This window comes from Chlorobiota bacterium (genome assembly GCA_016710285.1).
In the GTDB taxonomy this organism is placed as follows: Bacteria; Bacteroidota; Ignavibacteria; order OLB7; family OLB7; genus OLB7.
Window position 1 is genome coordinate 3,674,257 of sequence record JADJXR010000001.1, and the last position, 26,534, is coordinate 3,700,790.

23 protein-coding genes are annotated in these 26,534 nt (G+C 56.1%); 16 read left to right on the forward strand and 7 right to left on the reverse strand.

Annotated elements, in window-relative coordinates; all coding sequences use genetic code 11:
• The first annotated feature begins 228 nt into the window (after positions 1 to 228).
• Positions 229 to 1,923, forward strand: coding sequence for a short-chain dehydrogenase (locus tag IPM61_13620; GenBank protein ID MBK8912355.1), 1,695 nt, complete (start codon positions 229 to 231; stop codon positions 1,921 to 1,923).
• Between the two features lie 87 nt (positions 1,924 to 2,010).
• Here the strand turns inward: IPM61_13620 and rsgA are convergent, their stop codons facing one another.
• The 3 genes from rsgA to IPM61_13635 all read right to left on the reverse strand — a co-directional run bounded on the left by rsgA (position 2,011) and on the right by IPM61_13635 (position 4,041).
• Complete coding sequence (gene rsgA / locus IPM61_13625) at positions 2,011 to 3,123, reverse strand: ribosome small subunit-dependent GTPase A (protein ID MBK8912356.1); 1,113 nt, start codon at positions 3,121 to 3,123, stop codon at positions 2,011 to 2,013.
• A 78-nt stretch (positions 3,124 to 3,201) separates the two neighbouring features.
• Complete coding sequence (locus IPM61_13630; protein ID MBK8912357.1) at positions 3,202 to 3,369, reverse strand: hypothetical protein; 168 nt, start codon at positions 3,367 to 3,369, stop codon at positions 3,202 to 3,204.
• 207 nt (positions 3,370 to 3,576) lie between these two features.
• Positions 3,577 to 4,041, reverse strand: a complete 465-nt coding sequence (locus tag IPM61_13635; protein ID MBK8912358.1) for a GyrI-like domain-containing protein — start codon at positions 4,039 to 4,041, stop codon at positions 3,577 to 3,579.
• 227 nt (positions 4,042 to 4,268) lie between these two features.
• On the opposite strand from IPM61_13635, the gene IPM61_13640 reads away from it, so the two are divergent.
• The 8 genes from IPM61_13640 (at position 4,269) to blaOXA (ending at position 12,264) form a co-directional block, all read left to right on the forward strand.
• A complete protein-coding gene (locus IPM61_13640; GenBank protein ID MBK8912359.1) occupies positions 4,269 to 4,688 on the forward strand; it encodes a YjbQ family protein in 420 nt (139 codons plus the stop codon).
• 98 nt (positions 4,689 to 4,786) lie between these two features.
• On the forward strand, positions 4,787 to 5,524 hold the full coding sequence (locus IPM61_13645) for a DUF1573 domain-containing protein (GenBank protein MBK8912360.1): 738 nt from the start codon (positions 4,787 to 4,789) through the stop codon (positions 5,522 to 5,524).
• A gap of 181 nt (positions 5,525 to 5,705) precedes the next feature.
• Positions 5,706 to 6,137, forward strand: a complete 432-nt coding sequence (locus IPM61_13650) for a CopD family protein (protein MBK8912361.1) — start codon at positions 5,706 to 5,708, stop codon at positions 6,135 to 6,137.
• Between the two features lie 75 nt (positions 6,138 to 6,212).
• Entirely contained in the window at positions 6,213 to 6,845 is a 633-nt protein-coding gene (locus IPM61_13655; protein ID MBK8912362.1) for a hypothetical protein, read from the forward strand.
• Positions 6,846 to 6,885: 40 nt separating this feature from the next.
• On the forward strand, positions 6,886 to 7,401 hold the full coding sequence (locus IPM61_13660; protein MBK8912363.1) for an NfeD family protein: 516 nt from the start codon (positions 6,886 to 6,888) through the stop codon (positions 7,399 to 7,401).
• Positions 7,402 to 7,462: 61 nt separating this feature from the next.
• Positions 7,463 to 8,962 carry a flotillin family protein gene (locus tag IPM61_13665; GenBank protein ID MBK8912364.1) on the forward strand — a complete coding sequence of 500 codons (1,500 nt, stop codon included), beginning with the start codon at positions 7,463 to 7,465 and terminating at the stop codon, positions 8,960 to 8,962.
• Between the two features lie 413 nt (positions 8,963 to 9,375).
• The gene (locus tag IPM61_13670; protein ID MBK8912365.1) at positions 9,376 to 10,725 is read left to right on the forward strand and encodes a T9SS type A sorting domain-containing protein; all 1,350 of its coding nucleotides are present in this window, start codon (positions 9,376 to 9,378) and stop codon (positions 10,723 to 10,725) included.
• Positions 10,726 to 11,379: 654 nt separating this feature from the next.
• Positions 11,380 to 12,264 carry a class D beta-lactamase gene (gene blaOXA / locus IPM61_13675; GenBank protein ID MBK8912366.1) on the forward strand — a complete coding sequence of 295 codons (885 nt, stop codon included), beginning with the start codon at positions 11,380 to 11,382 and terminating at the stop codon, positions 12,262 to 12,264.
• A 381-nt stretch (positions 12,265 to 12,645) separates the two neighbouring features.
• Here the strand turns inward: blaOXA and IPM61_13680 are convergent, their stop codons facing one another.
• From IPM61_13680 to IPM61_13690, 3 genes are all read right to left on the reverse strand, one after another.
• A complete protein-coding gene (locus tag IPM61_13680) occupies positions 12,646 to 13,815 on the reverse strand; it encodes an ATP-binding protein (GenBank protein MBK8912367.1) in 1,170 nt (389 codons plus the stop codon).
• Between the two features lie 88 nt (positions 13,816 to 13,903).
• Complete coding sequence (locus IPM61_13685) at positions 13,904 to 15,127, reverse strand: N-acetylmuramoyl-L-alanine amidase (GenBank protein MBK8912368.1); 1,224 nt, start codon at positions 15,125 to 15,127, stop codon at positions 13,904 to 13,906.
• 27 nt (positions 15,128 to 15,154) lie between these two features.
• Positions 15,155 to 15,652, reverse strand: a complete 498-nt coding sequence (locus tag IPM61_13690) for a YajQ family cyclic di-GMP-binding protein (GenBank protein MBK8912369.1) — start codon at positions 15,650 to 15,652, stop codon at positions 15,155 to 15,157.
• Positions 15,653 to 15,898: 246 nt separating this feature from the next.
• Between IPM61_13690 and IPM61_13695 the strand changes: the two genes are divergently transcribed.
• The 5 genes from IPM61_13695 to IPM61_13715 all read left to right on the forward strand — a co-directional run bounded on the left by IPM61_13695 (position 15,899) and on the right by IPM61_13715 (position 21,897).
• Positions 15,899 to 16,912 carry a hypothetical protein gene (locus tag IPM61_13695; protein ID MBK8912370.1) on the forward strand — a complete coding sequence of 338 codons (1,014 nt, stop codon included), beginning with the start codon at positions 15,899 to 15,901 and terminating at the stop codon, positions 16,910 to 16,912.
• A gap of 29 nt (positions 16,913 to 16,941) precedes the next feature.
• The gene (locus IPM61_13700; GenBank protein ID MBK8912371.1) at positions 16,942 to 18,195 is read left to right on the forward strand and encodes a carboxylate-amine ligase; all 1,254 of its coding nucleotides are present in this window, start codon (positions 16,942 to 16,944) and stop codon (positions 18,193 to 18,195) included.
• A gap of 103 nt (positions 18,196 to 18,298) precedes the next feature.
• The gene (gene floA / locus IPM61_13705; protein ID MBK8912372.1) at positions 18,299 to 19,303 is read left to right on the forward strand and encodes a flotillin-like protein FloA; all 1,005 of its coding nucleotides are present in this window, start codon (positions 18,299 to 18,301) and stop codon (positions 19,301 to 19,303) included.
• Between the two features lie 167 nt (positions 19,304 to 19,470).
• On the forward strand, positions 19,471 to 20,541 hold the full coding sequence (locus tag IPM61_13710) for a glucose-1-phosphate thymidylyltransferase (protein ID MBK8912373.1): 1,071 nt from the start codon (positions 19,471 to 19,473) through the stop codon (positions 20,539 to 20,541).
• 63 nt (positions 20,542 to 20,604) lie between these two features.
• On the forward strand, positions 20,605 to 21,897 hold the full coding sequence (locus IPM61_13715) for a dihydroorotase (protein ID MBK8912374.1): 1,293 nt from the start codon (positions 20,605 to 20,607) through the stop codon (positions 21,895 to 21,897).
• Between the two features lie 142 nt (positions 21,898 to 22,039).
• On the opposite strand, the gene IPM61_13720 is transcribed toward IPM61_13715, so the two are convergent.
• A complete protein-coding gene (locus IPM61_13720) occupies positions 22,040 to 22,732 on the reverse strand; it encodes an rRNA pseudouridine synthase (GenBank protein ID MBK8912375.1) in 693 nt (230 codons plus the stop codon).
• 163 nt (positions 22,733 to 22,895) lie between these two features.
• Here IPM61_13720 and IPM61_13725 point away from each other — a divergent pair, with 163 nt between their 5' ends.
• Positions 22,896 to 24,260: an insulinase family protein gene (locus IPM61_13725; GenBank protein ID MBK8912376.1), complete on the forward strand. Its 1,365-nt coding sequence runs from the start codon at positions 22,896 to 22,898 to the stop codon at positions 24,258 to 24,260.
• 213 nt (positions 24,261 to 24,473) lie between these two features.
• Positions 24,474 to 26,522 (forward strand): insulinase family protein, encoded by a 2,049-nt coding sequence (locus IPM61_13730; protein MBK8912377.1) that lies wholly within the window; start codon positions 24,474 to 24,476, stop codon positions 26,520 to 26,522.
• The last annotated feature ends 12 nt before the right edge of the window (positions 26,523 to 26,534 follow it).

A 26,534-nucleotide genomic window follows, 5' to 3' on the forward strand; every position in this document is an offset into this window, starting at 1 on the left:
GCTGGGACTGAAACGGTTCTGTTTGGTTTATGGCTTCGGTTGTTGCCGTAACTGCCGCAATATCACTCCGGAACCCAATGTTGAGCAAGCCCTTTGGCCAGCCATTTTCAAAACGGCCTACAAACCTTCAAGACTTCCCGATTGGCCGTGCGTTCCGGCTTCGCTATGTTTGCCCGCTGCGCATACGCCAGTCCTTCATCCAATTCACAGCAGTCACAGAAAATCAGCATGGATATTGCCGGAAAAACCGTTCTTGTTCTTGGCGGATGGGGCCTTGTTGGGGCAAGTGTTTGCCGCCGCTTGCTTGCCGAACGCCCTGCCCGCCTTGTGGTAACTTCGCTTCACGAGGCCGAAGCCACCGAGGCCGCCCAAGCCCTTCAGCGCGACGTTCCCGAAGGGGCCAGCGTGGAGTTCGTCCCGTGGTGGGGGAACATCTTCGGGCGATTTGAGCAGCGCACCGCCCCCCGCGAATCGCTCCTGTCCGACCGCCCCGCACGCATGACCCTGATCCACGACATCTTCGATGAGCTTACCGACGACATCCTCCATAACTCCGCGCTCTACCGCCTGATTACCGACCACAACGTGGATGCCGTGGTGGATTGCATCAACACCGCAACGGCAATCGCCTACCAGGACATTTACGGATCCGTCCGCGGCACGCTGAACGCCGCCGATTCCGACGGCCGCTACGATGGAGAAACGGTGGAACGGCTGATTGCATCACAGTACACCCCGCAGCTGATTCGCCACATCCAAATCCTCTATCGCTCGATGCTGGATGCCGGAACGGCAATGTATGTGAAGATCGGCACGGCCGGCTCGGGGGGGATGGGGCTGAATATCCCCTACACCCACTCGGAAGAACGCCCGTCGCGGGTGCTGCTCAGCAAAAGCTCGGTTGCCGGCGCGCAAACCTTGCTGCTGTTCCTGATGGCACGCACGCCAAACGGGCCAGTGATTAAGGAGATTAAGCCAACCGCCACCATTGCTTGGAAACGGATTCAGCATGGCGAGGTGCTTCGCAAAGGGCAGCCAATTCCGCTGGTGGATTGCCCGCCGGAGCGGGGGGTGAAGTTGGAGGGAAGCCTACAACTGAAAGCCGAAGGAGTGGCCACGCCAACCGGAAGCAACCTGTCCGCCCCGTTTATTGACACCGGCGAAAACGGAATCTTCTCGCGCGGGGAGTTCGAGGCGATTTCATCGCTGCAGCAGATGGAGATGATTACCCCAGAAGAAATTGCCGAGGCCACCGTCTTCGAGCTGAAAGGGGGGAACTCCGGCCACGACGTGATTGCCGCGCTTGACTCCACCGTCTATGGCCCCACGTATCGTGGCGGATATTTGCGAAGCCGTGCGGTCCAGCGGTTGGCAAAGTTGGAGGAAGAAACCGGCGTTCCATCGGTGGCGTTCGAGATGTTGGGACCGCCACGGTTGTCGAAGCTGTTGTTCGAGGCGCATATCCTGGGCCACGTTGCTGGGTCGCTTGCCAACGTGCTTGGCACCGATGCCGAAACCCTTTCGGTGGCGGCCGATGCCTTGCTCCGCGCCAATGCCGACATCCGCAGCCGCGCCATCTCCATCGGCATTCCAATTTTGATGCGGGATGGAGTGACGTTGCTTCGGGGGGAGAGCATAAAAATCCCGCCATTCCGTGGCCAGTGGGAGCTGCCGGTCACGCCCGAGGAGACCAACCATTGGGCGAACGCCGGCTGGATTGACCTTCGCACAGAAAACATGGCGGCTTGGAAGGATCGCCTTTCGCGAATCCAAGCCGAAACCGAAGCGCACCGCGAAGACGACACCAGCAGCCGCAACAACTTCCCGATGGACCACTGGGAATCGTTCCAAACCATGCCAATCGGAAAAATTGCCGCCTGGATTTTCACGGTGGAAGATAACGGGGCACGGATGAAAGCCTAAAAGATCAGCAGCGTGGTAGGGTGAAAGATTTTGCCCCAACCTCTGCTCAAAAAAAAGCCTCTGCGGTTACGCCGCAGAGGCTTGTAGTTATGGCCGATGTGGCCCGTTTCGGTACTGCTTCGAGAGCTTTTTCCACCGCTCTTTTTCGGCACGCATCGCCCCTTCGTCCTGGCGGCGGTTCTGGTAGGCAAGCTCACGTTGAAGTTTGCGGTAGTTCTCGAACCGGCTTGGGTTCAGCTGGCCGTTGCGCAAGGCATTTCCAACGGCGCATCCGGGTTCCCCTTCGTGCCGGCAATCGCTGAATCGGCAGCTGGCCGCCAACTCCTCGATATCCCCAAAAATCTCGCTTACTCCATCGTCGTTTCCGCCCCACAGTTGCAGCTCGCGCATGCCAGGCGTATCCATCAGGATTGCGCCGTTCGGAAGGGGGATCAGCTCACGGTGTGTGGTTGTGTGCTTCCCTTTCCCGACGCTTTGGCTGGTGCTTCCGGTTGCCTGGCGGTCTTGGCCAATCAGTTGGTTGATGATGGTTGATTTCCCAACCCCCGACGAGCCAACCAGCGCCGCTGTGACCCCGGGCCGCAGATGCTCCCGCAACGTCCCGATTCCCACACCTTCCAGCGCGCTGATGGCGATGACGGTGGTCCCAATCGCCACCCCTTCAACCTCGGCGATCCGTTCGTCAAGGTTGGGGCATTGGTCGGCTTTGTTCAGCACCACGATTGGCGTTGCCCCGCTATCCCACGCGGCGGTTAGGTATCGCTCGATTCTTCGGACGTTGAAGTTGTTATCCAGCCCCGTCACAATCACCAGCGCGTCAATGTTGGCGGCGATAATCTGCTGCTCCGTTCTTCCGCCAACCGCGTTCCGGCTGAAGGCCGAGCGGCGCGGCAGCACCCCGTGGATGATCGCCATATCGCCCCCTTGCTCTATTGCCACCGCAACCCAATCGCCAACGGCGGGAAGTTGGGAGCGGTCCGCAGCGGAGTGCCGCAACCTTCCCGAAAGTTCGGCGCGGAACTCACCCTGCGTGGTTAGCAAGGCATATCCGTTTCGGTGTTCGGCCACCACCCGTGCGGGCTGCAATCCCGCGTCGTCAAATTCTTGAAATCCTGCTCGGAAGAAGTCGTTCCAACCAAGCGTTTCTAAGCTGTTGTTTGTTGTTTGGTTGTTGATATTCACTGTTGTTGATCCCTTCATTCGGATTCTTGTGTCGGGTTTCTGTGATGGTGTTTTTGAACGCATCGCATCTACCCGCCGGAGAGGGATCGCCGCGCGCTATCCGGCACTGCGGATTGAGCGCGTCACCACTCCGGCGGCGTTGCTTCCTGCAGCAGCGCAGGCATGAACCGTGGGTTTGTTGGTTGGCTCAATCATAATTCTTCGGTCTCCTTCACGCGCATTGTTGTTCGGCTTCCCGTTTTGGCTGCGCGTGGTGCAAAACATGGGAAGCGGTAGTAAGAAATCTCGGCAAAGGTACGGCGGCGAAGCGAACTAATTGCCCTTCACCCATCGCCAAAAATAGAGTAGGCCAACCACGTTGTTGCAACGTGGTTGGCCTATCTCACTTCTCGCCCCTTTGTGTGTGTGGATTTTTTGTGAGGTGGGGGGGGAAATAGCCCGCCCGGGGCTATTCGCTACATGGCCGCCAGCTTATGTTGCCAACGGGCGGATCAGTTCCGTTTGCCACGTGCTTGGGTCCGGATTGGCTTGCGGTCCGGCAAGGTAGGATTCGTACAGCACTGGCCCGGGGATATGGCCTTGCTCAACAATCCAAGTATCGAACTCCTCCCATGCTGCGCCCAATCCTTCGTAGGGGCCGTGATAGACGGTTTTTGCCACCGTTGCGGACGGCCACTGGCTGGGCTGCACACGCCCTGCTGCGGCAACGGGCGTGGCCACGGGGACGCTGATCTCAAAATCAAATACTTCGGGGTCCAGCCTGCGGTGGTGGGTGAACACGGCCCCTGCCGGGGCAATCCCTTGTTCGGCCACGGTTGCCAGCAGTTCGTGGATTCCCGGCCCCATAACTTCACCAATCTGGTTGCGTGGGACCACCACCGGGATAACTGCCGTTAGTTGGGTTGTGGTTTTGGTGATTTGTGGTGTTTCAATCATTGCTGTTTCTCTCTCCTGCGTGGTCTGTGATTGATGATGTCCATGCAGTCGTTAGCTGTTGCTTTCGATGCGGTGCAAAGATACAACATCGAAGTGTTCAGATGAACACTTTTGTGGATTGTTGAGAAAAATTTTTTGGAGAAGATGCGATGGTATATTTACAGCAAGGCGTGGGGGCCAGATCTGGCCGCTTGCCTCAGCATTCAATCGCGATCATCTCACAACTCATGAAATCCTACCGAGAAGAACTGTGGTTCAACACCGCAAAGCCTGTTGAGTTCGTCCGCATTACCGGCATGGTTCGCGAAGCGGTGAAGAAATCGGGAATTCGCGAAGGGCTTTGCTTGGTGAACGCCATGCATATCACCGCCAGCGTCTTCGTCAACGACAACGAGCGCGGGCTGTGGCATGATTTCCAAACGTGGCTGGAACGGCTGGCTCCGCATGGTCCGCTGGAACAGTATCGTCACAACGACACCGGGGAGGATAATGCCCACGCCCACCTGAAGCGAACGGTGATGGGGCGCGAGGTGACGCTGGCCATTACGAACGGGGACCTTGATTTGGGACCGTGGGAGGAGGTGTTCTACGGCGAGTTCGACGGCCAGCGCCGGAAGCGGGTGCTTGTGAAAATTATTGGGGAGTAGAACGCCGATCCTTTCTCCGTCATCTCCGTTCATCTTCCGCGACATTCCGTAAGTTCGTGGCATCTCTATCTGCCAACATAACCTTCAACCTAACCGATATGCGAACAACGCTTGCGCAACTGCGCCTTCCTTCTCTTCTTCTTGCTGCCGCCATTGCATTCCCGCTGCTGGGCGGTTGCCAGGAAAAACCCCTTAAAGCTGCCGGGCCACCCAAAATTGAGATTGTTGGGGGGGAGCTGGTGGATTGGGGAAAGACCGCCCCAGGTACGCTAAAACGAACGGTCCAGATTGTCAACAATGGCGGCGACACGCTGAAGATCAGCAAGGTTCAGCCAAGCTGCGGCTGCACCACCGCCCCGCTAAGCAAGGAAAATCTTCGCCCGGGCGATACGGCAACCTTGGATATCAGCCTAAACACCCCGACGCACGCCGGCGAGACCAGCAAGACCATCACCATCATGTCGAACGACTCGCTTCGGCCATCGGTGATGCTGCGGTTGAAGGCGTTTATCGTTCGCGAGATTGTGGCATCGCCCGATTTCTTCCCCGCAATTAGCGACGTGAAGCCTGGGCAGGAGGGGACAACAGAAATTGAGTTGCTGAACACTGCCGAATCGCCCGTCACCATCCAGCCGCCAACATTTACCGACGCTCCCGAAATGCTTGTTCGGTTCGACATGGCCGCACCCGTGGTTGTTCTGCCAGGGGAAAAGGTGAAAGTTGTTGCCCACGCAAAGCCGTTGAAGGCCGGCATGAGCAGCGGCGAAGTGATTTTCAAAACCGACAGCAAAATTAATCCCGAAGTGAAAGTGCGGATTACCTGCAACGCAAGCTGAGGAAAAAATAATCCACCACGTAGCCGCCCCGATTCCGTTGGGGCAGCTACGTGGTGTTCAGCTCTGCGGGGGAGTTGCTCCAAGCTATCGAGGCAGCCAGATTATCAAAAAAGATATTCAAGGTTTTCCTCCTTTGCGAAAAAATCAACTGTGAAAAAATCAACCAACACAAAAAAGAATTATGCTCCGCTGGCTGGTTATTATTCACGTGCTTGGTGCCACCATTTGGGTGGGTGGCCATTTAATTCTTGCAATCCGGTATCTCCCCAAAGCATTGCAAGAAAAAAGCACCGCGCCGATTGTTGGTTTCGAGCATCATTATGAGGCGTTGGGGCTGCCGGCATTGGCCTTGCAAGTAATCACGGGAGTATGGATGGCGCATATTTATCAAGTTGAATGGTTCTCCTTTGAAACCGTTCACTACGCAATAATTAACACGAAAATTATCTTGCTCCTCTGCACTGTTCTGTTGGCGATTCATGCACGGGTATTTATTATTCCATCATTAACTCCAAAAAAATTACCGCTCCTTGCTTCGCATATTATTCTGGTGACAATAATTGCCGTGGCGATGCTCTATCTTGGCCTTTCGTTCCGTTTGGGAATGGGCTAAGCCGATGCTGAAAATATCCACCCATTAACGGGGTTGCGTATGCTTGAGGTTTATTGGGGGTGTTTGGTTGGAGGAATGCTTTTCTCGGCGGTCTCGCTGCTGGGTATCCGGGGCGGGCATGGGGGGCACGCGCTAAAAGGTGTGCACGCCATGAAAGGGGCGCACCATCTGCTTTCGCACATGGGGCATCATGGGGCGGGCCATGCTGTTGGCCATGCTCATCATGGCCATGTTCATCATGGTGGCGGGCATCACGTGGGGGGTGTGCATGGCCACCACCACACATCGTTTTTGAACCCCACGACGATTGTTCCCGGGATTGCAGCCTTTGGCGGCGGCGGGGTGCTGCTGGCCACCTACACCACGCTAACCGCTGGCCCGCAGGTAACATTAGCGGTTTGCTTGGCAATCTTGATGTCGGTGCTGGTGCATTTCCTGTTCGTCCGCCCGATGGACCGCGCCGAAGCCTCCGTTGCCTTCAGCATTCACGATTGTGTGGGGCGTATCGGCATCATCACCGTTCCCGTTCCGGAGCATGGGCATGGGCAGATTATGCTGAACATGGGGGGCGGAAACACCGTCCAAATCGCCGCCAGTGCCGATCATCTCTATCTGCCAAAATCTGCCGAGGCGGTGGTGGTGGAGGTCCGCGAGGGCATTCTGTACGTTGCCAAATTTTCCGAAGAATCGGCGGCGGACCCACGCTGAACAGTTCCAACAGCACGCGCAAACAAATCCCGAAGAAGCCATGATCGAACTCTACTGGATATGCCTCGGTATCGGCCTTCTTTTTTCGCTTGTCACCTTCTTCGCTGGCGACGCGCCGGACCTTGATGGCCTGCTGGAAACTGGCGGGGCCGACTTCCTAAACACCACCACCATTGCGGCGTTTGTGGCTTCGTTTGGGGGGGCTGGCGTTTTGGTTGTGGCCTATTCATCGCTGGCGGTGTTGGCGGGATTGGCCGTTAGCCTGTGCGCTGCGTTCTTGGTCTCGGCAGCCATTCAATTCCTGTACGTCCGCCCGATGCAGCGGGCCGAGCGTTCGGTGGCGTTTTCGATGAAGGAGCTTGTTGGCCGCACCGCCCGTGTCACAATCCCAATCCCCGCCGATGGCTACGGCGAAGTGATGCTGGGCGTTGGCGGCGGCAACGTCTGCCAAATTGCACGCAGCAACGATGGAACCCAGATTCCCACAGGGACCGAAGTCGTTGTGGTGGAATCCTCGCCCGACTCGGTTTCGGTGGTCCCGTTCGCTGATTCATAACCCAACTTGATAACCCAACTCACATTCACGCTCACATTCACATTTCACGGAGAAGACAGAGATGGAAATTCCAGTGTACTTGGTTGTTCCGGCAATCGTGGTGGCGGCGGTGCTGTTTTTGCTGATGGCATTTTCCTCACGCTACAAAACCGTCAGCCCCGATGAAGCCCTGATCGTCACCGGTGCCGCGCTAACCGGAAGCAACGTGGTGGAGGACGCAAGCGGGCGAAGGATCAAGATCGTCCGCGGTGGCGGCGCGTTCATTCTGCCGGTGTTCCAACGCTACGAAAAACTCTCCTTGCTTACTCACAAACTTGAGGTCCGAACGCCGGAGGTGGTCTATACCTCGCAAGGTGTTCCCATCCTTGCCGATGGCGTGGCGATCGTGAAAGTGGGAAGCTCGGTGGAGGACGTTGCCACCGCTGCCGAGCAATTCCTAACCAAGCCGCCAGATGCATTGGAGGCCGAAGCTCGCGAGGTTTTGGAGGGCCACCTGCGCGCGATTATGGGGGCGATGACCGTCGAGGAAGTCTATCGCCACCGCGACAAGTTCGCCCAGGAAATTCAAGGCGTTGCCGCGTTGGACCTGAAGAAAATGGGCTTGCAGATTGTGGCCTTCACCATCAAAGATGTCCGCGACCCGCACGGATACCTTGAGGCATTGGGCAAGCCCCGCATTGCGGCGGTAAAACGCGAAGCCGAAATCGCCGAAGCCCAAGCCTACCGCGATGCCCGAGTGCAAAAAGCCGTCGCCGATGAAGAGGCAATGAAAGCCGAACTGCTGCGCGACACCCGCGTTGCCGAAGCCAACAAGGAAAAAGAACTCCAGATTGCCACCTTCAAACGGGAGCAGGACACGGCAAAGGCCGAAGCCGACCAGGCCTACTTTATCCAAGAAGCACGCTCCAAACAAGCCGTCACCGAAAACCAGATGCAGGTGGAGCTAACACGGAAGGAGCGTGAGATTGAGCTGGAAGAAAAGGAGATCCGCCGCCGCGCAAACCAGTACGACGCCGAAGTGAAAAAGAAGGCCGATGCCGAACGCTACGCCATTGAGCAAAGTGCCGAGGCCACGAAGCTCCGCCAAATGCGCGAAGCCGAAGCCTTGCAATATCGAATCGAGGCCGAGGCACGCGCCAAAGCCGAGCAGCAACGGCTGGAAGGCTTGGCCCAGGCCGATGCCGAGCGCGCACGCGGCACTGCCGAAGCCGATGTGATTCGCCTAAAAGGCCTTGCCGAAGCCGAAGCCAAGCAGAAATTGGCCGAAGCGTTCGAGAAGTTTGGGCAGGCGGCGGTGTTGGATATTCTGGTGAAGATGATGCCGGAGCTTGCCGGGCGAATTGCCGAGCCGTTGCGGAGCATTGACAAGATAACAGTGGTGGACACTGGCCACGGCGAAGGGGCCGCCCGCGTCAGCAATTACGTGACATCGTTGATGTCCACCGCGCCGGAGATGCTGAGAAGCGTTGCCGGAATTGACGTGCAAGAACTCATCCGCCGATTCACCGCCCGCGCCGTGGAAGGCGGAACCAAAACGGAAACAGAAGAAACGCCTTCGTGATGGATTGAGGGGGGAATGGGGTAGCCGCCCCGACCTCCGTCGGGATGGATAAAAGGTAGCCGAAGGTCTTTAGCCTTCGGCGTCTTTAGCCCTCCCCTGCCCAGCGGGGGAGGGTTGGGTGGGGGTGATACGAGGGACGGTGGAATCTACCAACCCGCCAACGCAGCAGCCCCCTCCCCGCCTCCTCCAATGCTGGGGGAGGGGCCGGCAGAGGTGGCGTGAGTTTCCGAGAGACAGGGAGCAACAGCTAAACCCGTTTCCTCCCAGCATTGGGGGGACGCAGCGAAGCAGGGGGAGGGCGCGGCGGTTCTGGTGCGAAATTCTGATTCTCGCAAACCATCCTGTTTTGAGTACATACAAAAAAGAACGGACAAGCAAACTAAACACAGCTATTAACCAAAGGGATCATACCCATGAAACAACTCTCTCTTCTTGCAGTGATGCTGTTAAGCATCGTTGGCTTTTGCCCAGCCCAAATAGACCTTGGAACCAATAACGTAAGGTATCTGACCGCTCCAAATGGATTTGGAGGGGGAAGTTTCACGACTCCTGAATTTTCTTCTGATGGGAAAAAAGTGGTGATTGGTGGCAGAGATGGCTTGCTCCATCTGTTTGATGTGGAGAGCGGCGAACACCTTTGGGTCAGCGACTCATCCGGGGAGATAGAACCTGCTTTTACATGGAGTCCAGATGGAAAGATGATCGTAAGTGCAGGAAGAATCATCAAAAAATATGATTCGACGAAATGGAGAAAGTACTATATCATTCTGTTAGATCACATTAATGCATCTACTGGAAAAATAGAAAAAACAGTAGAATTACCACCTATATTAGCGTTTTATAATACAGCATCAATACGGTTTGTTGAGGATGGGAAATACCTATTTGTATTAGTAATGTCAAGCACATATGAGTCACTTCCACCCATAATTGTGGATCCAAATACTGGAGAACTGGTGAAAGAGTTTCCCGAAATCCGGATGCACATAAAAGTTGCGTTTGATGAACTTTCTAAGCGAGTAGCAACTTTTGGTTTGAAACGAGGTGAAGTAGAAGTATTTAACGTAGAAGACATGAAATCAATAAACAAAATTGCTGTTAGCAATGATACCACAATAAGATCTGTGTCATTTGTACCTAACACAGACCTTATTATTGTCACATATTCTTTGGGCGGCTATACTGTCCAGCCTCGATTTTATTTAATTGATATCAATACAGGGGAGAAAAAGGTCACATTCGCAGGAATGAAAGGAGGTATGTTGGGGGGTATTGTTACTTCAGATGGAAAATATGTTGTCACTCCCGGTGTACAAGCAAAGTTCAATATTTGGGATGTTTATACAGGAGAATTGCTCAGGGTCTGGCAATCCCGAAAGCTGGTTGCAGCGTTTAGCGTAAGCCCTGACCAGCGGTATATCGCAGCCGTTGATGGAGGCACTGACAGCTTATATCTTTGGCCAATGCCAGAAATGAGCAATAGTGGGATAACAGGGGAGAAGGATATTCAAGAAGGGGGGATAGTGTGCTATCCCAATCCGGCGGGAAGTGCGGTAACGGTATCATGGAAAACGGTCAGCAAGAGTGTTCTGCAAGTAAGCATAGTAGATATGATGGGTCGGGAAGTTTTGGCGGTATATGAGGGGAATGAAGCAGTAGGAGAGCGCAAAGTAGATATTGGAGAGCTAAGCAATGGCCACTACCTTGTAGTGATGCGAGACGGAGAACGGGTTCGGACCGAACCGCTACTGATAGCCCAATAATGGCTTGCTCCCGGCAAGATTGGAAGAGTGGGGAGTAGAGGTCGGGTAGCGGCTCTGCCTCGTCGGAATGAGTAGCCGTCCCGACCTCCGTCGGAGTTGCCACCGCAAGGGTAGCCGTCCCGACCTCCGTCGGGATTGATAAAAGGTCTTTAGCCTTCGGTGTCATCTTCGGCCTTCGGCCTCTGGGCGGCATCTGACTGGGCAGGCTAAAGACCTGCCGCTACCCCGACTTCGTCAGGATGATCACCGGAAGAGGTAGCCGTCCCGACATTCGTCGGGATTGCTAAAAGGTCTGTAGCCTTCGGCGGTATCAGAGCGAGACCCCGTGCAACACCAGCCCTGAAGGGGCGACCGATGCCAGCCCAGGGCGTCGCCCTGGGAACTGAAGGGGCGACCTCCATCTGGTTGGAGATGTTGTTGAGGGTGTGGATTTCCAATGGGTGCGGTCGGTGAATGATTGGTGAATGGATCTGCCCCTTCAGGGCGGTGGGATGTTCGGGGGACGATTCCCAGGGCGTTGCCCTGGGCTGTGATAGAATGCCCCTTCAGGGCGAAGAAGGAGAACGCTTCGGGAGAGTTCGGGAGGCATCCCGATCAACAATCAAAAAAACAAAACAGGCTGAAGCCCTTTCGCATCATCAAAAAAAACTCCACATGACCATTCGTGCAATGGTGCTGCTGGCAAGCATCTCCGTTTTGCTTGCTTGCTCACGGAAGGAACAGCTTTCACCAAATCCACCATCGCCGGCATCGGCAAGCACGCCTGCTGCCGGGCGGCCAACCGCTGACGCTTCAAGCATCGAGCGGCCCGAGCTTGGGCGATATTTCCAACAAGTCGGGGCCGATTCCGGCGCGTTCGTGCTCCACGACCTTTCGGCGAACCGGGTAATCCGCTACAACCCAGCCCGTTGCGCCAAAGGTTTTTTGCCAGCATCCACCTTCAAGATTTTCAACGCGCTGGTGGCGTTGGAAACCGGCGTTGCCCCCGACACCAATTTCGCGCTCCCCTGGGATAGCGTCGTTCGCCCAATCCAAAACTGGAACCACGACCAAACAATCGCCGAGGCGTTCCGCAACTCCACCGTCTGGTTCTACCAAGAGCTTGCACGGCGGATTGGCCAGGAGCGGATGCAGATGTGGGTGTCGCGTGAGGGCTATGGAAACCAGAATATCCACGGGGGGATTAACACGTTTTGGTTAAATGGTCAGCTGCAAATCTCTCCCGACCAGCAAGTGGAGTTTTTGCGGCGGCTGTACGAGGGGAAGGTTGGCTTCTCCAAACGGACCACCGAGTTGGTGAAGCAGATCATGCTGCAGCGCGACACGCCGCACTATCGCCTGCGTGCAAAAACCGGTTGGGGGAGCGTTGGGAAGGTGCAGATTGGGTGGATTGTCGGGTGGGTGGAGCGGTCGCAGGGGGCGGCAATCTTTGCGTTGAATCTTGAAAGCCGCGACCCAAACTACCCAATGATGAAATCCCGAATGGAGGCCCTGCAGGGAATACTGAAGGATCTGGAAATTATTCCAAAACAGGAGTGAGGTGGGATTCAAAGGTCACCACCACACGGGTAGCCGAAGGTCTTTAGCCTTCGGCGTCATCTTCGATCCTGGGCAGGCTAAAGACCTGTTATCAATCCCGACGGAGGTCGGGGCCGCTACCCCGACTACGTCGGGATTGATGGATGCGCGGCTCCCCCTCTCGGGAGGGGGCTGGGGGGTGGGTTGGGGACACCCACGAAACCGCATCCATTGCCGAATCTCAGGATCAGAGCCTTCCGCGGCCAACGGAAACCGCCGCCCATTCGGTGCTCGCCCCGAACCCACCCCGCCCTGTTGGGCACCCCTCCGTTGGAGGGGGACGCTTCGAGAGTTTTTGCGGGCAGCCGTCCCGACCTTCGTCGGGATTGATAATCGGAGCCGTTACCCCGGTTCCGGCTGAAGAAGCTCGGCTGCGTTGTGGTAGGGAAGTATCCGAATTTCCCCGCGCCGCTCCGTGTTGGGGCCGGCGTAGATCACCGTTGCCTCGGTGCTTTCGTTTGCGGCAAGTTCTTGCCAGCGTTTCAGCCCGCGCAGCAGGTCGGGGGTGATCGTCGCGGTGGATTTCATCTCAACAGCCCGCAGCTTCTGGCCATCTTCAATCAAGCAATCAACTTCAAGGCCGTGATGGTCGCGCCAGAAATACGTTTCTACTCGCCGCCCTCTGTTCAGCATCTCTTTCCATATCTCGGTCATCACAAGGTTCTCGAATATCGCCCCGCGTGCGTGGTGGCGTTCCAATTGATCGGGGTGCTCAATGCCCAACAACCAGCACGCCAAGCCGGTATCCAGGAAATAGAGTTTCGGAGATTTTGTCAGCCGTTTGTTGAAGTTTTTATGATACGGCTGAAGCAGCTGAACGATGTACCCCGCTTGCAGAACCGACATCCACGATTTGGCAGTATTCACCGAAATCCCTGCATCGGTGGCCAGCGATGACAGGTTCAGCAATTGCCCAACCCGCCCGGCGCACAGCCGCACAAACCGCTGGAATGTTGATAAATCCCCAATGTTCTTCAGCATCCGAACATCCCGCTCAAGGTAGGTCCCAACGTAGTTGGCGTGGAAGACGCTGGCGGGCATTCCCCGCTCAAAAATTCGTGGATACCCGCCAAGCGTGGCGGCTTCCTCAAAGCTCTTTGTGGGATGCCCACCGGCCTGCAGCTCGGCAATGCTTAAGGGAAGCAGCGTCAGCAAACCAACCCGCCCGGCAAGCGATTGGGTGATGGTTTCCAGCAGTGCAAAATTTTGGGAACCAGTAACGATAAATGATGCGCTCGGGGAGGTGTCAACAATGGTTTGGATGTAGGAGAGCAACCCCGGGACCCGTTGAATCTCGTCAACAATCATCCCGCCCACTCCCAGAAAACTGCGCGGGTCTTCCTCGGCATAGGCGCGAACGTCGGGGTCCTCCAACGAACGGTACGGGAGGTTGGGGAACAGCTGGCGAACAAGTGTCGTTTTCCCCGATTGCCGCGGCCCGGTGACAACCAGCACCGGAAACCATTCGGCAAGCTGCCGGGCGTACCCGGCACTTTGGCGTGGTATGAGCATGAAAAAAAACTGGACAGATTTGCAGTTCGATTGCAAATCTGTCCAAAAAAATCTTCTTGCCAAGCTCCTCCGGCCAAGCAAGGGAAGCTCACCGATCCTCAATCACCGATTCGTACTCCATCGCGTACGCCTTGATCCCTTTGGCAACCGACCGCGCAAGTGCCTGCTGGCCGGTTTTGCTCCCCAGCAGTTCGGCATCGTGTTCGTTGCTTAAGTAGCCAAGCTCAACCAGAACCGAAGGCATGGACGCGCCCACCAACACAAGGAACCCCGCTTGATGAACGCCACGATCGGGAAGCAAGTCGGCGGTGCGGACCGATTCGCGAATCCGCTGGGCAAGCGTCTCGCTGAATCGTGCAAACGCACTTTGCGCCATTGCGGCCATGATCGTGGTCTCGGTGGCCATGCCCGCATATTTTTCTTGGCCATACTCCAGTTTTATCACGCTGTTTTCCCGCTGGGCAACGTTGGCTGCGTCGCCGCTTCTTCCCGGGCGAAGGATGTAGCACTCGAATCCGCTTGCCGGGTGTGGTTTCTCCGGCATGGAATTGCAGTGGATGGAAACGAACAGCTTCCCGCCAGCACTGTTGGCAATCTGCCCGCGCCGGTGCAGCTCCACAAAGGTGTCATCGTCGCGGGTCAGGACCACCTTCACTCCTGGCATCAGTTTCTTCAGTTCGTCCCGAATTTTTTTGCTGGTGGCCAGGGTTACGTCCTTCTCCTTTACTCCGCCAATTCCCAACGCGCCCGGGTCCTTTCCGCCGTGGCCGGGGTCAATGATGATGGTGTTCAATGCCCAGCGTTTGCGGGTGCTGGCGTTGCCCGTTGTGGCGGATTGGGCAGAAGGCTCCTCGCTGCTTTTTGTGCTTTGGGTTTCTGATTTCTTCGGTGTTGCCAAGGCTATCCCACCGGTTGCCGAAGAAGGGGGGTGAAGCACCACGATCACCACCGTAGTTGAGTCCCGTTTGGCCACGTTCATGCTGGCAACGGGGCGGGCAAAGGTGATGTTCGCCACCAGCACGTCGGTTCGCTCGATGTGGGCGTGGATTGAGCGAACGCCGGGCCGAACAACCCCCGAGTTCAACGCCTTCTGCTCGGCCCGAACGGATTGCATCCGAATCTGCGCCACGCCGTTCCCCTTTGGCTCCACCACCACCGTTTTCACCTTCCCGGTAAACAGGAAGGTGATCATCGCTTTGGAATCGGAAGGGTGGACGGTGATGTCCCGAAGCTGCGGCGTGGCCGATTGCGCCGCCGCAGCAACGGGGGAAACAACAAGCAGAAGAAGAGCGATCCAAAGAGTTGGCATCATGCGCCGCAGGGTGGGGTGGGGGCTGGGTTACCGGTAGTTCACAAACTGAAGGGGGATTGGCAGATCGGCGTTGCGCAAGGCTTGGATCACCGTTTGCAGGTCATCCTTCGATTTGCTGGTGACCCGCACTTGCTCATCCTGAATCTGCGCTTGGGCCTTTGCGCCGCTCTCCTTTATCAGCTTGGTCACCTGTTTTGCGTTTTCTTTATCAATGCCGGAGACCAGGGAGATTTTCTGGCGTGCGGACCCGCGCGAGCCTTGCTCGATTTCGCCATACTTCAAGGCTTTCAGGGCAATGCCGCGCTTCACCAGCTTGGACTCGACGATGTCCACCAGCTGCTTCAGTTGGAACTCGGCGCCGGCCTCAAGCTGGATTGTTTTCTCCTTGCGGTCAAGCTCGACGGTGGCGTTGGCCCCTTTGAAGTCGTAGCGTTGGGCAACTTCTTTTTGGGTTTGATTGATAGCGTTATCGGCCTCCTGAAGATCAACTTCCGAGACGATATCGAACGAGAAGGTAGAAGCCATGGGCAGGAATTTGGTTGTTGAAGCCAGTGATGTTGAAAATTTCCGCACGAAAATAACCAATCATTGCCTATGACCCGTTGCTCACGTCCAAGAGTTTCTTCAGATTGCGCCCACGTTCTTTCCGCCTACCGATGTACCGCCCGTAGGCCCCGGCATAGTGGCCACATTTGGGGCAATCATGGGGCGCTACCTCAATCTCAACCGTCGTCCAACCAATACCGTTCAACATATCAGGAAGCAATCATCATGGAAACAGTCGCCGTACTTTTTGGCATGGAGCAGACGTTCCCGCCGGCATTAGTGGAAGCCATCAACCGTCGCGGGGGCGATGTCCGCGCAGAGTTTGTGCAGGTTGGTGGGGTGACGCTGGAGGAGATCAGCCAATACACAGTGATTATTGACCGAATCTCGCAGGATATACCGTTCTACCGCTCGATGCTGAAGAACGCCGTGCTGAATGGAACCCGCGTTATCAACAACCCATTCTGGTGGACCGCCGACGACAAGTTTTTCAACTACGCCCTGGCAAAGAAGTTGGGGGTTGCCGTCCCCAAAACGGTGTTGCTTCCCCACAAGCAGCATCCGCCAAACACCACCGGCCAATCCATGCGGAACCTGATCTACCCGCTGAATTGGGAGGAGATTTTCAACTACGTTGGGTTCCCTTCATGGCTGAAGCCGTTCGATGGCGGCGGGTGGCGGCACGTCTATAAGGTCAACTCCATTGATGAGTTCTTCAACGCCTACAACCAAACCGGGCAGTTGTGCATGACCTTGCAGGAAGGGATTGAGTTCGAGGAATACTACCGCTGCTACTGTGTTGGGCGGCAGTATGTTCACATCATGCCGTACGAGCCGCGCAACCCGCATCATCTTCGCTATGTTGCGCCGTTCGCGCCATCGCCCGAGATGCACGCCCGCTTGACCGGGGACTGCATCAAGCTGTGCGACGCGCTTGGCTACGACATCAACACCGTGGAGTTTGCCGTCCGCGACGGAATCCCCTACGCCATTGATTTTATGAACCCCGCGCCCGATGCCGAGGCAACGTCGGTGGGGGATGAAAACTTCCAATGGTTTGTGGAGACCGTGGCAACCTACGCCATTAACCAGGCACTGAAAGGGCGCGCAACGCCCGATGAATATCGCTGGAGCCGTTTCCTGTTTGGGCAAACCGAGACGGTGGCCGCGCCCGCGGCTGCGCCCGCTTCCGCAGCAAAAAAGCCAGCCCGCCCAGCAAAGAAAAGCACGAAGAAGTAACCCACTTTTGAACATACGGACGACAACGCATGGAAGGCTACGTCCAAGACACCTACACGGATACCGATCCCTACCAAAAACCGAGCTTCACGCTTGGTGTGGAAGAGGAGTACATGGTGATCCATCCCGAAACACGGGAGCTGCAATCGCACCTTCAGTTCGAGCTTCTTTCCAAAGGGAAGGCCGTGCTGGAGGAGCAAGTGAAACCGGAGATGCATGGGTCAATGCTGGAGATTGGGACCAACATCTGCAAGAATTCGCAGGAGTTGTTCACCCAGCTGCGAAGCATCCGCTCAATCGTTCGCAACCTGACCGCCGCAAACGGGCTGAAGATTGGCGCGGCAAGCACCCACCCAACCTCACACTGGGCGCAACAGGAGATCTACCCCGACGACCGCTACCGGTTGTTGGTGGAAGATATGCAGGTGCTGGCGCGCTCGCTGCTGATTTTTGGGATGCACATCCATATCGGAATCGAGAACCGCGAGACGCAGATCAAGGTAATGAACGAGATGCGGTATTTCCTGCCGCATATCCTTGCCCTGACCACCAACTCCCCGTTCTGGACCGGAATCGAGACTGGCTTGAAGAGTTACCGCTCGAAAGTCTTCGAGCGGTTCCCACGCACCGGAATCCCCGACCCGTTCCAGAGCTGGGGGGAGTATGAGAACTTCTGCAAGCTGCTGGTGAAAACCGGGTGCATTGATAACCCAAAACGGATATGGTGGGATATCCGCCCACATCCGAATTTCCCAACGCTCGAGGTTCGCATCTGCGACCTTCCGATGACCATTCGGGAGACCACGGCAATCGCCGCCTTAATCCAAGCCATTGCGGCCAAGCTGTTCGCGCTCTACCGGAAAAATCTTTCCTTCCGTGTGTATAGCCGTGCGCTGATCATGGAAAACAAATGGCGTGCGGTCCGCTACGGCCTTGATGGCAAGCTGATTGACTTCGGCAGGCAGAAGGAGAAGCAGACCCGGGACTTGATTCGCGAGCTGCTGAACTTTGTGGATGATGTTGTTGACGATCTTGGCTCGCGCGAGCAGATTGAGTATATCTACGACATCCTTGACAACGGAACCGGAGCCGCCCGCCAGCTGAAGGTCTGGAACGAGAATGGCCAGGACCACCGCGCAGTGGTGGATTACATCATCCAGCAAACGGAGCTTGACCTGCTTCCGGTGGATGACCCCTCGCTTCCGGTTCCTAACCCTCCCAGCGCAAGCACCATTGCCGAGCGGGAAAGCAGCCATTTCAAAGCAGAGGATGCAATTCCTTGATGGAGTTTGATAAAAGAGAAACCGCCCCGATACGCCGGGGCGGTTTGTGCGCAGGATAGCAGCGGTTGCAATCACACAATCACAACAAACAAGGCAAACAAGTATGGACGGCATGGCAGCACTAATTCCGATCATCATCGTGGTTGGGGGAATCATCTTGATCATGATGTTCCTCTATTTCATTCCAGTGGGGTTGTTCATGACCGCCCTGTTTGCTGGGGTTCGCGTTGGATTGTTCCAGCTGTTTGGAATGCGCATCCGCAAGGTTCCGCCAGCGGTGATCGTGAACTCGATGATTACTGCCCACAAGGCAGGTATCCCAACAACAACGGACAAGTTGGAATCGCACTTCCTTGCCGGCGGGAATGTGCAGAAAGTGGTTGCCGCCCTTATCAGTGCCGACAAAGCGGGGATTCACCTAAGCTGGGAAAAAGCCACCGCGATTGACCTTGCCGGGCGCGACGTGCTGGAAGCGGTGAAAATCTCCGTCAACCCAAAAGTGATTGAAACGCCGCCGGTGTCGGCAATGGCACGCAACGGAATTCAGGTCCGTGCGGTGGCAAAAGTGACGGTTCGCGCAAACCTGGACCGCTTTGTTGGCGGCGCGGGCGAAAACACCGTGATTGCTCGCGTTGGCGAAGGGATCGTCACCACCATCGGCTCTAGCGATACCCACAGCTTGGTGCTGGAAAACCCCGACCGGATATCCAGAACAGTGCTGGAAAAAGGCTTGGATGCCGGAACCGCCTTCGAAATCCTTTCGATTGACATTGCCGACGTTGATGTTGGCGAAAACGTTGGCGCAAAACTTGCCTCGGACCAAGCCCAGGCCGACCTGAACGTGGCTCGCGCAAAAGCCGAGGAACGTCGTGCCGCCGCCGTTGCGGTGGAGCAGGAGATGAAAGCACGTGTTCACGAAATGCGCGCAAAAGTGGTGGAAGCCGAAGCGCAAGTGCCGCTGGCAATGGCCGAAGCCCTGCGCGAAGGGAACATTGGCGCGCTCGATTATTACAACCTAAAAAACGTCCAAGCCGACACCGCCATGCGGGAGACAATCGCCGGAACCAGCAGCAAATCGGAGCAGGGGAGTAAGGACTCGCTGGCGTAAATAGGATAATGTTGAAGATAATTCAATCGGGGGCGGGAAAAATCCCGTCCCCGTAGTTTTTCTTCTGTGCTTTTTCTGAAACACATAACCGCCTCCCAATAAATGTAGTATCAGCGAAATTGTACAGGCTCGAAAATCCCGTATGATTTCCATCAATGCCAATAACAATGAAAGCTTTAATCACTGCCGGAGGGCGCGGAACCCGGTTGCGCCCAATCACCCACACGCAGAACAAGCACCTTATTCCAATTGCTAATAAGCCAATATTGCAATATGCGCTTGATGCCGTGAAGCAAGCGGGAATAACCGAAATTGGAATTGTTGTTGGCGTAGATAATGGCCACGAAGTGGAACGCGCATTTGGCGATGGAAGCCAACAGGGGGTGGCGATTACCTACATTTGGCAGGAAGCTCCATTGGGGTTAGCGCACGTTGTGAAAATCTCGCAGGAATTTATTGGCGATGATTCGTTTGTGTTTTATTTGGGCGATAACATTGTTGTTGGCGGAATAGAACGCTTTGTGGAGCAATTCCAGCAAGGGGAAACGGATTGCTTGCTAACCCTTGCACGCGTCCGCGACCCCGAACGGTTTGGCGTGCCAGAGTTCGATAATCAGGGGGAAATTATCGGCGTGGCGGAAAAACCAGCCGCTCCAAAAAGCCCGTTTGCTGTCAGCGGAATCTATTTCTACAACTCCTCCATTTTTGCGGCAGTGAACGCAATCCAGCCAAGCAGCCGTGGTGAATTGGAGATCAGCGACGCGCACGATTATTTGCTGAAACATGGATACCGCGTTGGCCACAGCGAAATCACCGGATGGTGGAAAGATACCGGAATGCCAAGCGATCTGTTGGAAGCAAACCGCCTTGTGCTGAGTAAAATTGAGGAGAGCATTGAAGGCAAAATTGATCCGTCCAGTGATATTGCCGGAGCAGTAATTATTGAAGAAGGTGCCGAAATTATAAACAGCCGCGTTCGCGGACCGGCAATTATTGGGCGCGGCACAAAAATTATGGATAGCTACGTTGGCCCGTACAGTGCCATCGGAAATTCTTGCGAGCTTGAGGGCTGCGAAGTCGAATATTCAATTTTAATGGATCGCGTCCGCTTGAACAACGTTGGGGTGCGCGTGGAAGGAAGCATTTTAGCCAACGATGTGGAAATTGTTCGCGCCGCCGGCAAACCACGCGTGCAGCGGTTTATGCTGGGGGAGCAAAGCCGAATCGAGCTGGTGTGACAGCGAAAAAAATCCGAATTCCCATAGCAGTCTTGCTCCATCAATCTTGCTAACAGCCAAATCATGAGCATACATCTTTTCCGAAATATCCGACTTTTGAACCCGGCGCAGCAGCTGGACCAACGTTCCGATATGCTGGTGGCGAACGGGCGCATTGAACAGATCGGCACCAATATCCAGCCCCCCGACGGGACCGAAATTCACGAGGCTTCCGCCTGGGTTGCAACCCCTGGGTTGTTCGATATGCACGTCCACCTTCGCGAGCCTGGGGGAACCCACAAGGAGACGATCGAAACCGGCTGCGCGGCGGCGGCAAACGGAGGGTTTACCGGCGTATGCTGCATGCCGAACACCACCCCGGCAATTGACCATGCCGAGGTTGTTCACTCCATCCTCTGGAAATCGCGCGAGCTTCTGGTGGAGGTGGTGTGCAGCGCCGCAACCACAAAAGGAAGGAAGGGGGAGGAGCTTGCGGCAATGGGGGAATTGTACGAGGCCGGGGTGCGGCTGTTCACCGATGATGGCGACTGCGTCCGCAGCCCCGAGGTGATGCGCCGTGCGTTCGAGTACGCCTCCATGTTCGACGGCGCGGTCCTAAGCCAGCATTGCGAAGAACACAGCATGACAAAAGGCTTCGCGATGAACGAAGGGGTGACATCCATGAAGTTGGGGCACCCAGGCTATCCCGATATTGCCGAGGAACTGATCATCGCTCGCGACATCATGCTGGCGCAGTTTTGTGGGAATCGCCCCTATCACGTCAGCCACATGAGCACGCGAGGCGGGGTTGAGCTTGTTCGGCAAGCGAAGGGGCGCGGCCAGGCAAATATCACGTGCGAAGTTACCCCCCACCATTTTGTGCTGACCGACGAAGCCGTGATTGAGCATGGGACGAACGCAAAAATGAACCCGCCGCTCCGCACGCAACAGCATATTGATGCCATTCTTGAGGGCTTCCGCGACGGCACGATTGACGTGATTGCCACCGACCACGCGCCCCACGCGCTCTCGGAAAAACAGGTGGAGTTCCCCGCCGCGCCAAACGGGATTATCGGGCTGGAGACATCGCTGGGGATAAGCTACACCTACCTTGTCGAGCCAGGGATCATCACGCTTCCGCGGCTGATTGAGTTGATGGCAATCAACCCGCGCCGCATCCTTTCGCTCCCCATTCCCGTGATCGCCGAAGGGGAGCAAGCGAACCTCACGATTATGGCACCGGAGGAGGCGTGGCAGGTGAACACGGCGCAGTTCCGGACCCGCTCGCTGAACACGCCGTTCAACGGCTGGGACCTCCGTTGCCGCCCGGTCGGGGTCATCAACCGGGGGAAAGTGGTTTGGAGCAACCTGCGGTAGCGGTTCCGATTGAGTTGGGTAGCGGCCCCGATCTTTATCGGGGCCCAGTGTACTCCGGAGCCGAGACACACCGAAGGCTAAAGACCTTTTATCAACCCCGACGGAGGTCGGGGCGGCTACCAGTTCCTCAAGACATCGAAGGCTAAAGACCTTTTATCAATCCTGATTCAATCGGGGCGGCTATCAGTTTCTCAAGTTCTTCTGTTGTGAGGTTCCGCCATTGCCCCGCGGGCAGCTGAAGATGCTGAAGGCTTAGTTTGCCGATGGACTCGCGGAACAGCCGTAGCGTGGGGTGGCCAACGGCGGCGGTCATCCGGCGGACTTGGCGGTTGCGCCCCTCGGTAATCGTCAGGCGCATCCAGCTTGTGGGGATTGTGGCGCGGTAGCGGACCGCGCGGTGCTCAATCGCTGGCGGCTCAATCCGGCAGGCTGTTGCCGGAAGCGTTCGTTTCCCTTGCACCACCACGCCTTCGGCTAACTGCCGCAGGGCCTCATCATCGGGGATTCCTTCCACCTGCACCAAATATGACTTTGTGTGGTGGCGGGAGGGGTGGAGCAATGCTTGGTTCAGCGTTGCGTCATTGGTCAGCAACAGCAATCCTTCGCTGTCTTGGTCTAGCCGTCCCACGGGATAAACATCGGGCGGGAAACCAAATTCGGCTAAGGTCTGCGCGCCATCGTGCGGCGGGGTAAACTGGCTTACCACGTTGTACGGCTTGTTGAAGGCAATGTACGTCCTGCCAGAGTTGGGGAGAAATAAGGTGGAAACCTTCTCCGCTTTTGGTTTTTTGGGAAGGTGGAAAGGTGAGCGATATCGTCCGGCGTGCCGTTTCATCTTGCAGCAAAAGTAGGGGCTATGGGGCGAATTGCGGTGTAACCATAAGTCGAGGGTTCCGTGTAAGTTGCGCCCCTTCCCAAACGCCCCGCCATTCATTCGGGTTGGTTCTATCCTACAACTTGGCAGCAGCAACTTCGCAACAACAATCAATCATACACACATGTCTATGCTTCTTCACATCAAACAACGGTGCGCGGCGATTGCTGGCGTATCGCTTGCGGCCACGGCCTTGGCGGTCAACACCGGCGTGGCAGGGGGCGATCTCCCCAAGCTGACCTACGAAAAATTCACCCTGCCCAACGGCTTGCGGGTGATCCTCTCGGTGGATAAAAGCGCGCCGGTGGTCTCCACCTTCGTCCACTACCACGTTGGTTCCAAGAATGAACGCCCAGACCGCACAGGCTTTGCGCACTTCTTTGAACACTTGATGTTCGAGGGGACCAGCAATATCCCGCGCCACACCCTTGATAAAATCGTGCAGTCGGCCGGGGGCAATCTGAACGCCTTCACCAGCAACGATGAAACCGGCTACCAGATCAACCTGCCATCGAACCAGCTGAAGCTGGCACTTTGGATTGAATCGGAGCGGATGCTGCACGCACGGGTGGAGGAGATCGGCGTGGAAACGCAGCGCGGCGTGGTGAAGGAAGAACGGAAGAACCGCTACGACAACACCCCCTACGGCTCGCTGCTGGCGAACATCTTTGCGAACGTTGCCAAGGGAACCCCATACGAGTGGACCCCAATCGGCGAAGCGCAGTACATTGACCAAGCGGCGATTGAGGAGTTCCGCGATTTCTACAAGAAGTACTACGTCCCGAACAACGCCGTGCTTGCTGTGGTTGGCGACATTGACCTTGCCAAAGCCAAGCAATGGGTGATGGAATACTTCAGCGACATTCCCCGTGGGGCCGAGATAGAACGCCCGCAAGTCACCATGCAGACGGGGAAAGGGGAACACACAGTGGAGGTTCGCGAGCCACACACGCCGTTGCCGGCGTTGGTCTATGCCTATCCAGGTGCAAAGAAAGGAGACCCCGACGCGTATGCGTTGGAGATTCTTTCCACGGTGCTTGCTTCCGGGCAAAGCTCGCGGTTGTACAAGGACATGGTGGACGAAAAACGCCTTGCCGTTGGGGTGCAATCGCTCACGTTCGACATGGAGAGCGCGGGGGTGATTGGGTTCTTTGCCGTTGCCCATCCAACCTCAACAATGAGTGTGTTGGGGCAAGAGTTCGACCGCCAGATTGAACTTGTGAAGGAGCAAGGAGTAACCGAAAAGGAGTTCCAAAAAGCACGGAACCAGATTGAAACCCAGTTCGCCGGGCGATTCAACGAGCCATTGGACAAAGCAATGGCGCTTGCCAGCTACGAGACGTACTTCAACAACCCCGAGCTGGTGAACACCGAAATTGACAAGTACATGGCCGTCACTCGGGAGGACCTTCAGCGCGTGGCCCGCAAGTACCTTGCAAAAGACAATCGGACAATTATCAACTACTACCCAGGAAGCCAGGGCGGATAGTCTGCCGATAATACTCCGCCGGACAGTTGCCAGCAGCAAAGTTCCAGCATCAAGCCGTGGGGAAACCCTTTGCGCCGAACCAATCTGCGTTCAATCGTCCGGCATCCGATTCCCGAACAACCGAAAACCGAACTCCGATACGAAAGAAGTCCAATGTCAATAGCCAAAACCGTGGCAGCTGCTTTTGGAGCCTGCCTTCTGATACTTGCAAGCATGACCCAACCATTATTGGCTCAGGTAAACCGTGCCAAACAACCTGACCCAGAACCGCCACCAAAAGCGGCCTTCCCCCCATACGAAACCTTCAAACTGAAGAACGGCCTGAAGGTGTTTTTGGTGAAGAACGATAAGCCGATTGTCACCTTCCGAATGTTGGTCCGCGGCGGCAAAAGTGCCGAGGGGGGCCAAACCTACATTTCCGACGTTGCCGCCGACCTGATGGACAAAGGGACCACCACCGTTAGCGCAAAAGAGTTTGCCGAGCGGATTGATTTCGTTGGCGGCTCGATCAGCGCCAGCAGCTCGGACGAGCTTATCAGCGTCTCGGCCCGCGGCTTAAAGAAGCATCTGGAGGTGATCCTGAACCTCTATTCCGATGCCATCATTAACCCTGCATACGCGCAGGAGGAATTGGATAAGTATATCCAAGATCAGATTACCGGCCTTGCTTCGGCAAAGGCGCGGTCCGAGTTTCTTGCCGATTATGCAACGCGCAAGCTGATGTTTGGAACCACGCCGATTGGCCGAATGCCAACCGAGGATGACATGAGGAATATCACCCGCGAGAAAGTTCTGGCGTTCCACAACACGTGGTTTGTTCCAAGCAATGCAACGCTGGCAGTGGTGGGGAACATTACGAAGGAGGACTTGGTGGTGCGCTTGGAAAGCGCGTTTGCCAACTGGAAATCTGGCAAACAACCAACAGTGGCCAAGCTAGACATTCCCGAACGGAAAGGCCGCCGGTTGATTGTGGTGGATCGCCCAGCAGCGGTGCAAAGCACCATTCGGGTGATTGGTTCCGGCCCCGCAATGAACGACCCCGAACGCCCGAAATCCTCCATCTTGAACAACGTGTTTGGCGGAGGGACTGGGCTTGGCAATCGCCTGACGATGAACCTGCGCGAGACCCACGCCTACACCTACTCCCCCTACAGCTACTTCGACCCCAATCCGTTCCGCTCGATGTTTATCGCCACGGCGGACGTTCGCAACGCTGTTACTGATTCGGCGGTGAAGGAGATGTTGCATGAGATGGCGCGGATGCGCAATGAAGCGGTTCCGGGCGATGAACTCAACCGCAATATCCAATCGGCCATTGGTGGCTTCTTGATGTCGGTCTCGGACCCTGCCGTCACCGCATCGCGTGTGCAATCCATTGACTTTTTCAAGCTGCCGAAGGACTACTTCGCGAAGCTGCCAACCATCTACAACGCCACCACCGCTGCCGACGTGCAACGCCTTGCCAAAAAGTACTTTGTGGAGGATAATCTGGCGATTGTGATTGTTGGCAAAGCCAGCGAAATCGCCGACAAGCTGAAGCAGTTCGGAACGGTAGAGGTGTGGGACGCAGACCTGAACCCCGTTGGCGGCACCGATGCCAGTGCCGACATTGGAATGACCGCGCAGCAAGTCTGGGATAAGATGTTGGCGGCAATGGGAGGGGAGGCCACCATGCGGAGCGTTACCTCGCGCAAGATGCAGGCCGAGCTTGCCGCCAACGCCGGCAGCTCGGTGCTGAAAGGGAAGTTTGAGATGATTGAGGAAGCCCCCAACAAAGTCTATCAGATGATGGATATGGGGATTGCCAAAACCGAGCAGTACAGCACCGGAACCTCCGTAACAATGCTGGTTAGCCGGGGCGGCACACCGCCGCAGGCCCAGAAGGTTGAGGGGGAGGCCGCCGAGAAATACTATGAATCCACCCATATCATGCCGGAGGCCTACGTGAAGGACCTGGGGGCAACGCTGAAGGTGAAAGGGAAGAAGGTGGTCAACGGTGTGGAGTGTGTTCAGATTGCGGTGGTCTATCCAAAGTCTGGTGAGGCTCTCTACTCCATCAACGCCAGCACCTACCTTCCTGTTCGGATTGATCCTTCCATGGGAATGCCTTCTATCCTTAGCGATTGGAAAAGTGTGGACGGGGTGATGTTCCCCTTCGCCATCACAATAATCCCGATACCAGGGCAAGAGATACACCTGAAGGATATTCAGTACAAACTCAACGACCCCATCTCGCCAGCGGTTTTTACAAAAGTTCAGTAAGGCCGCCACACC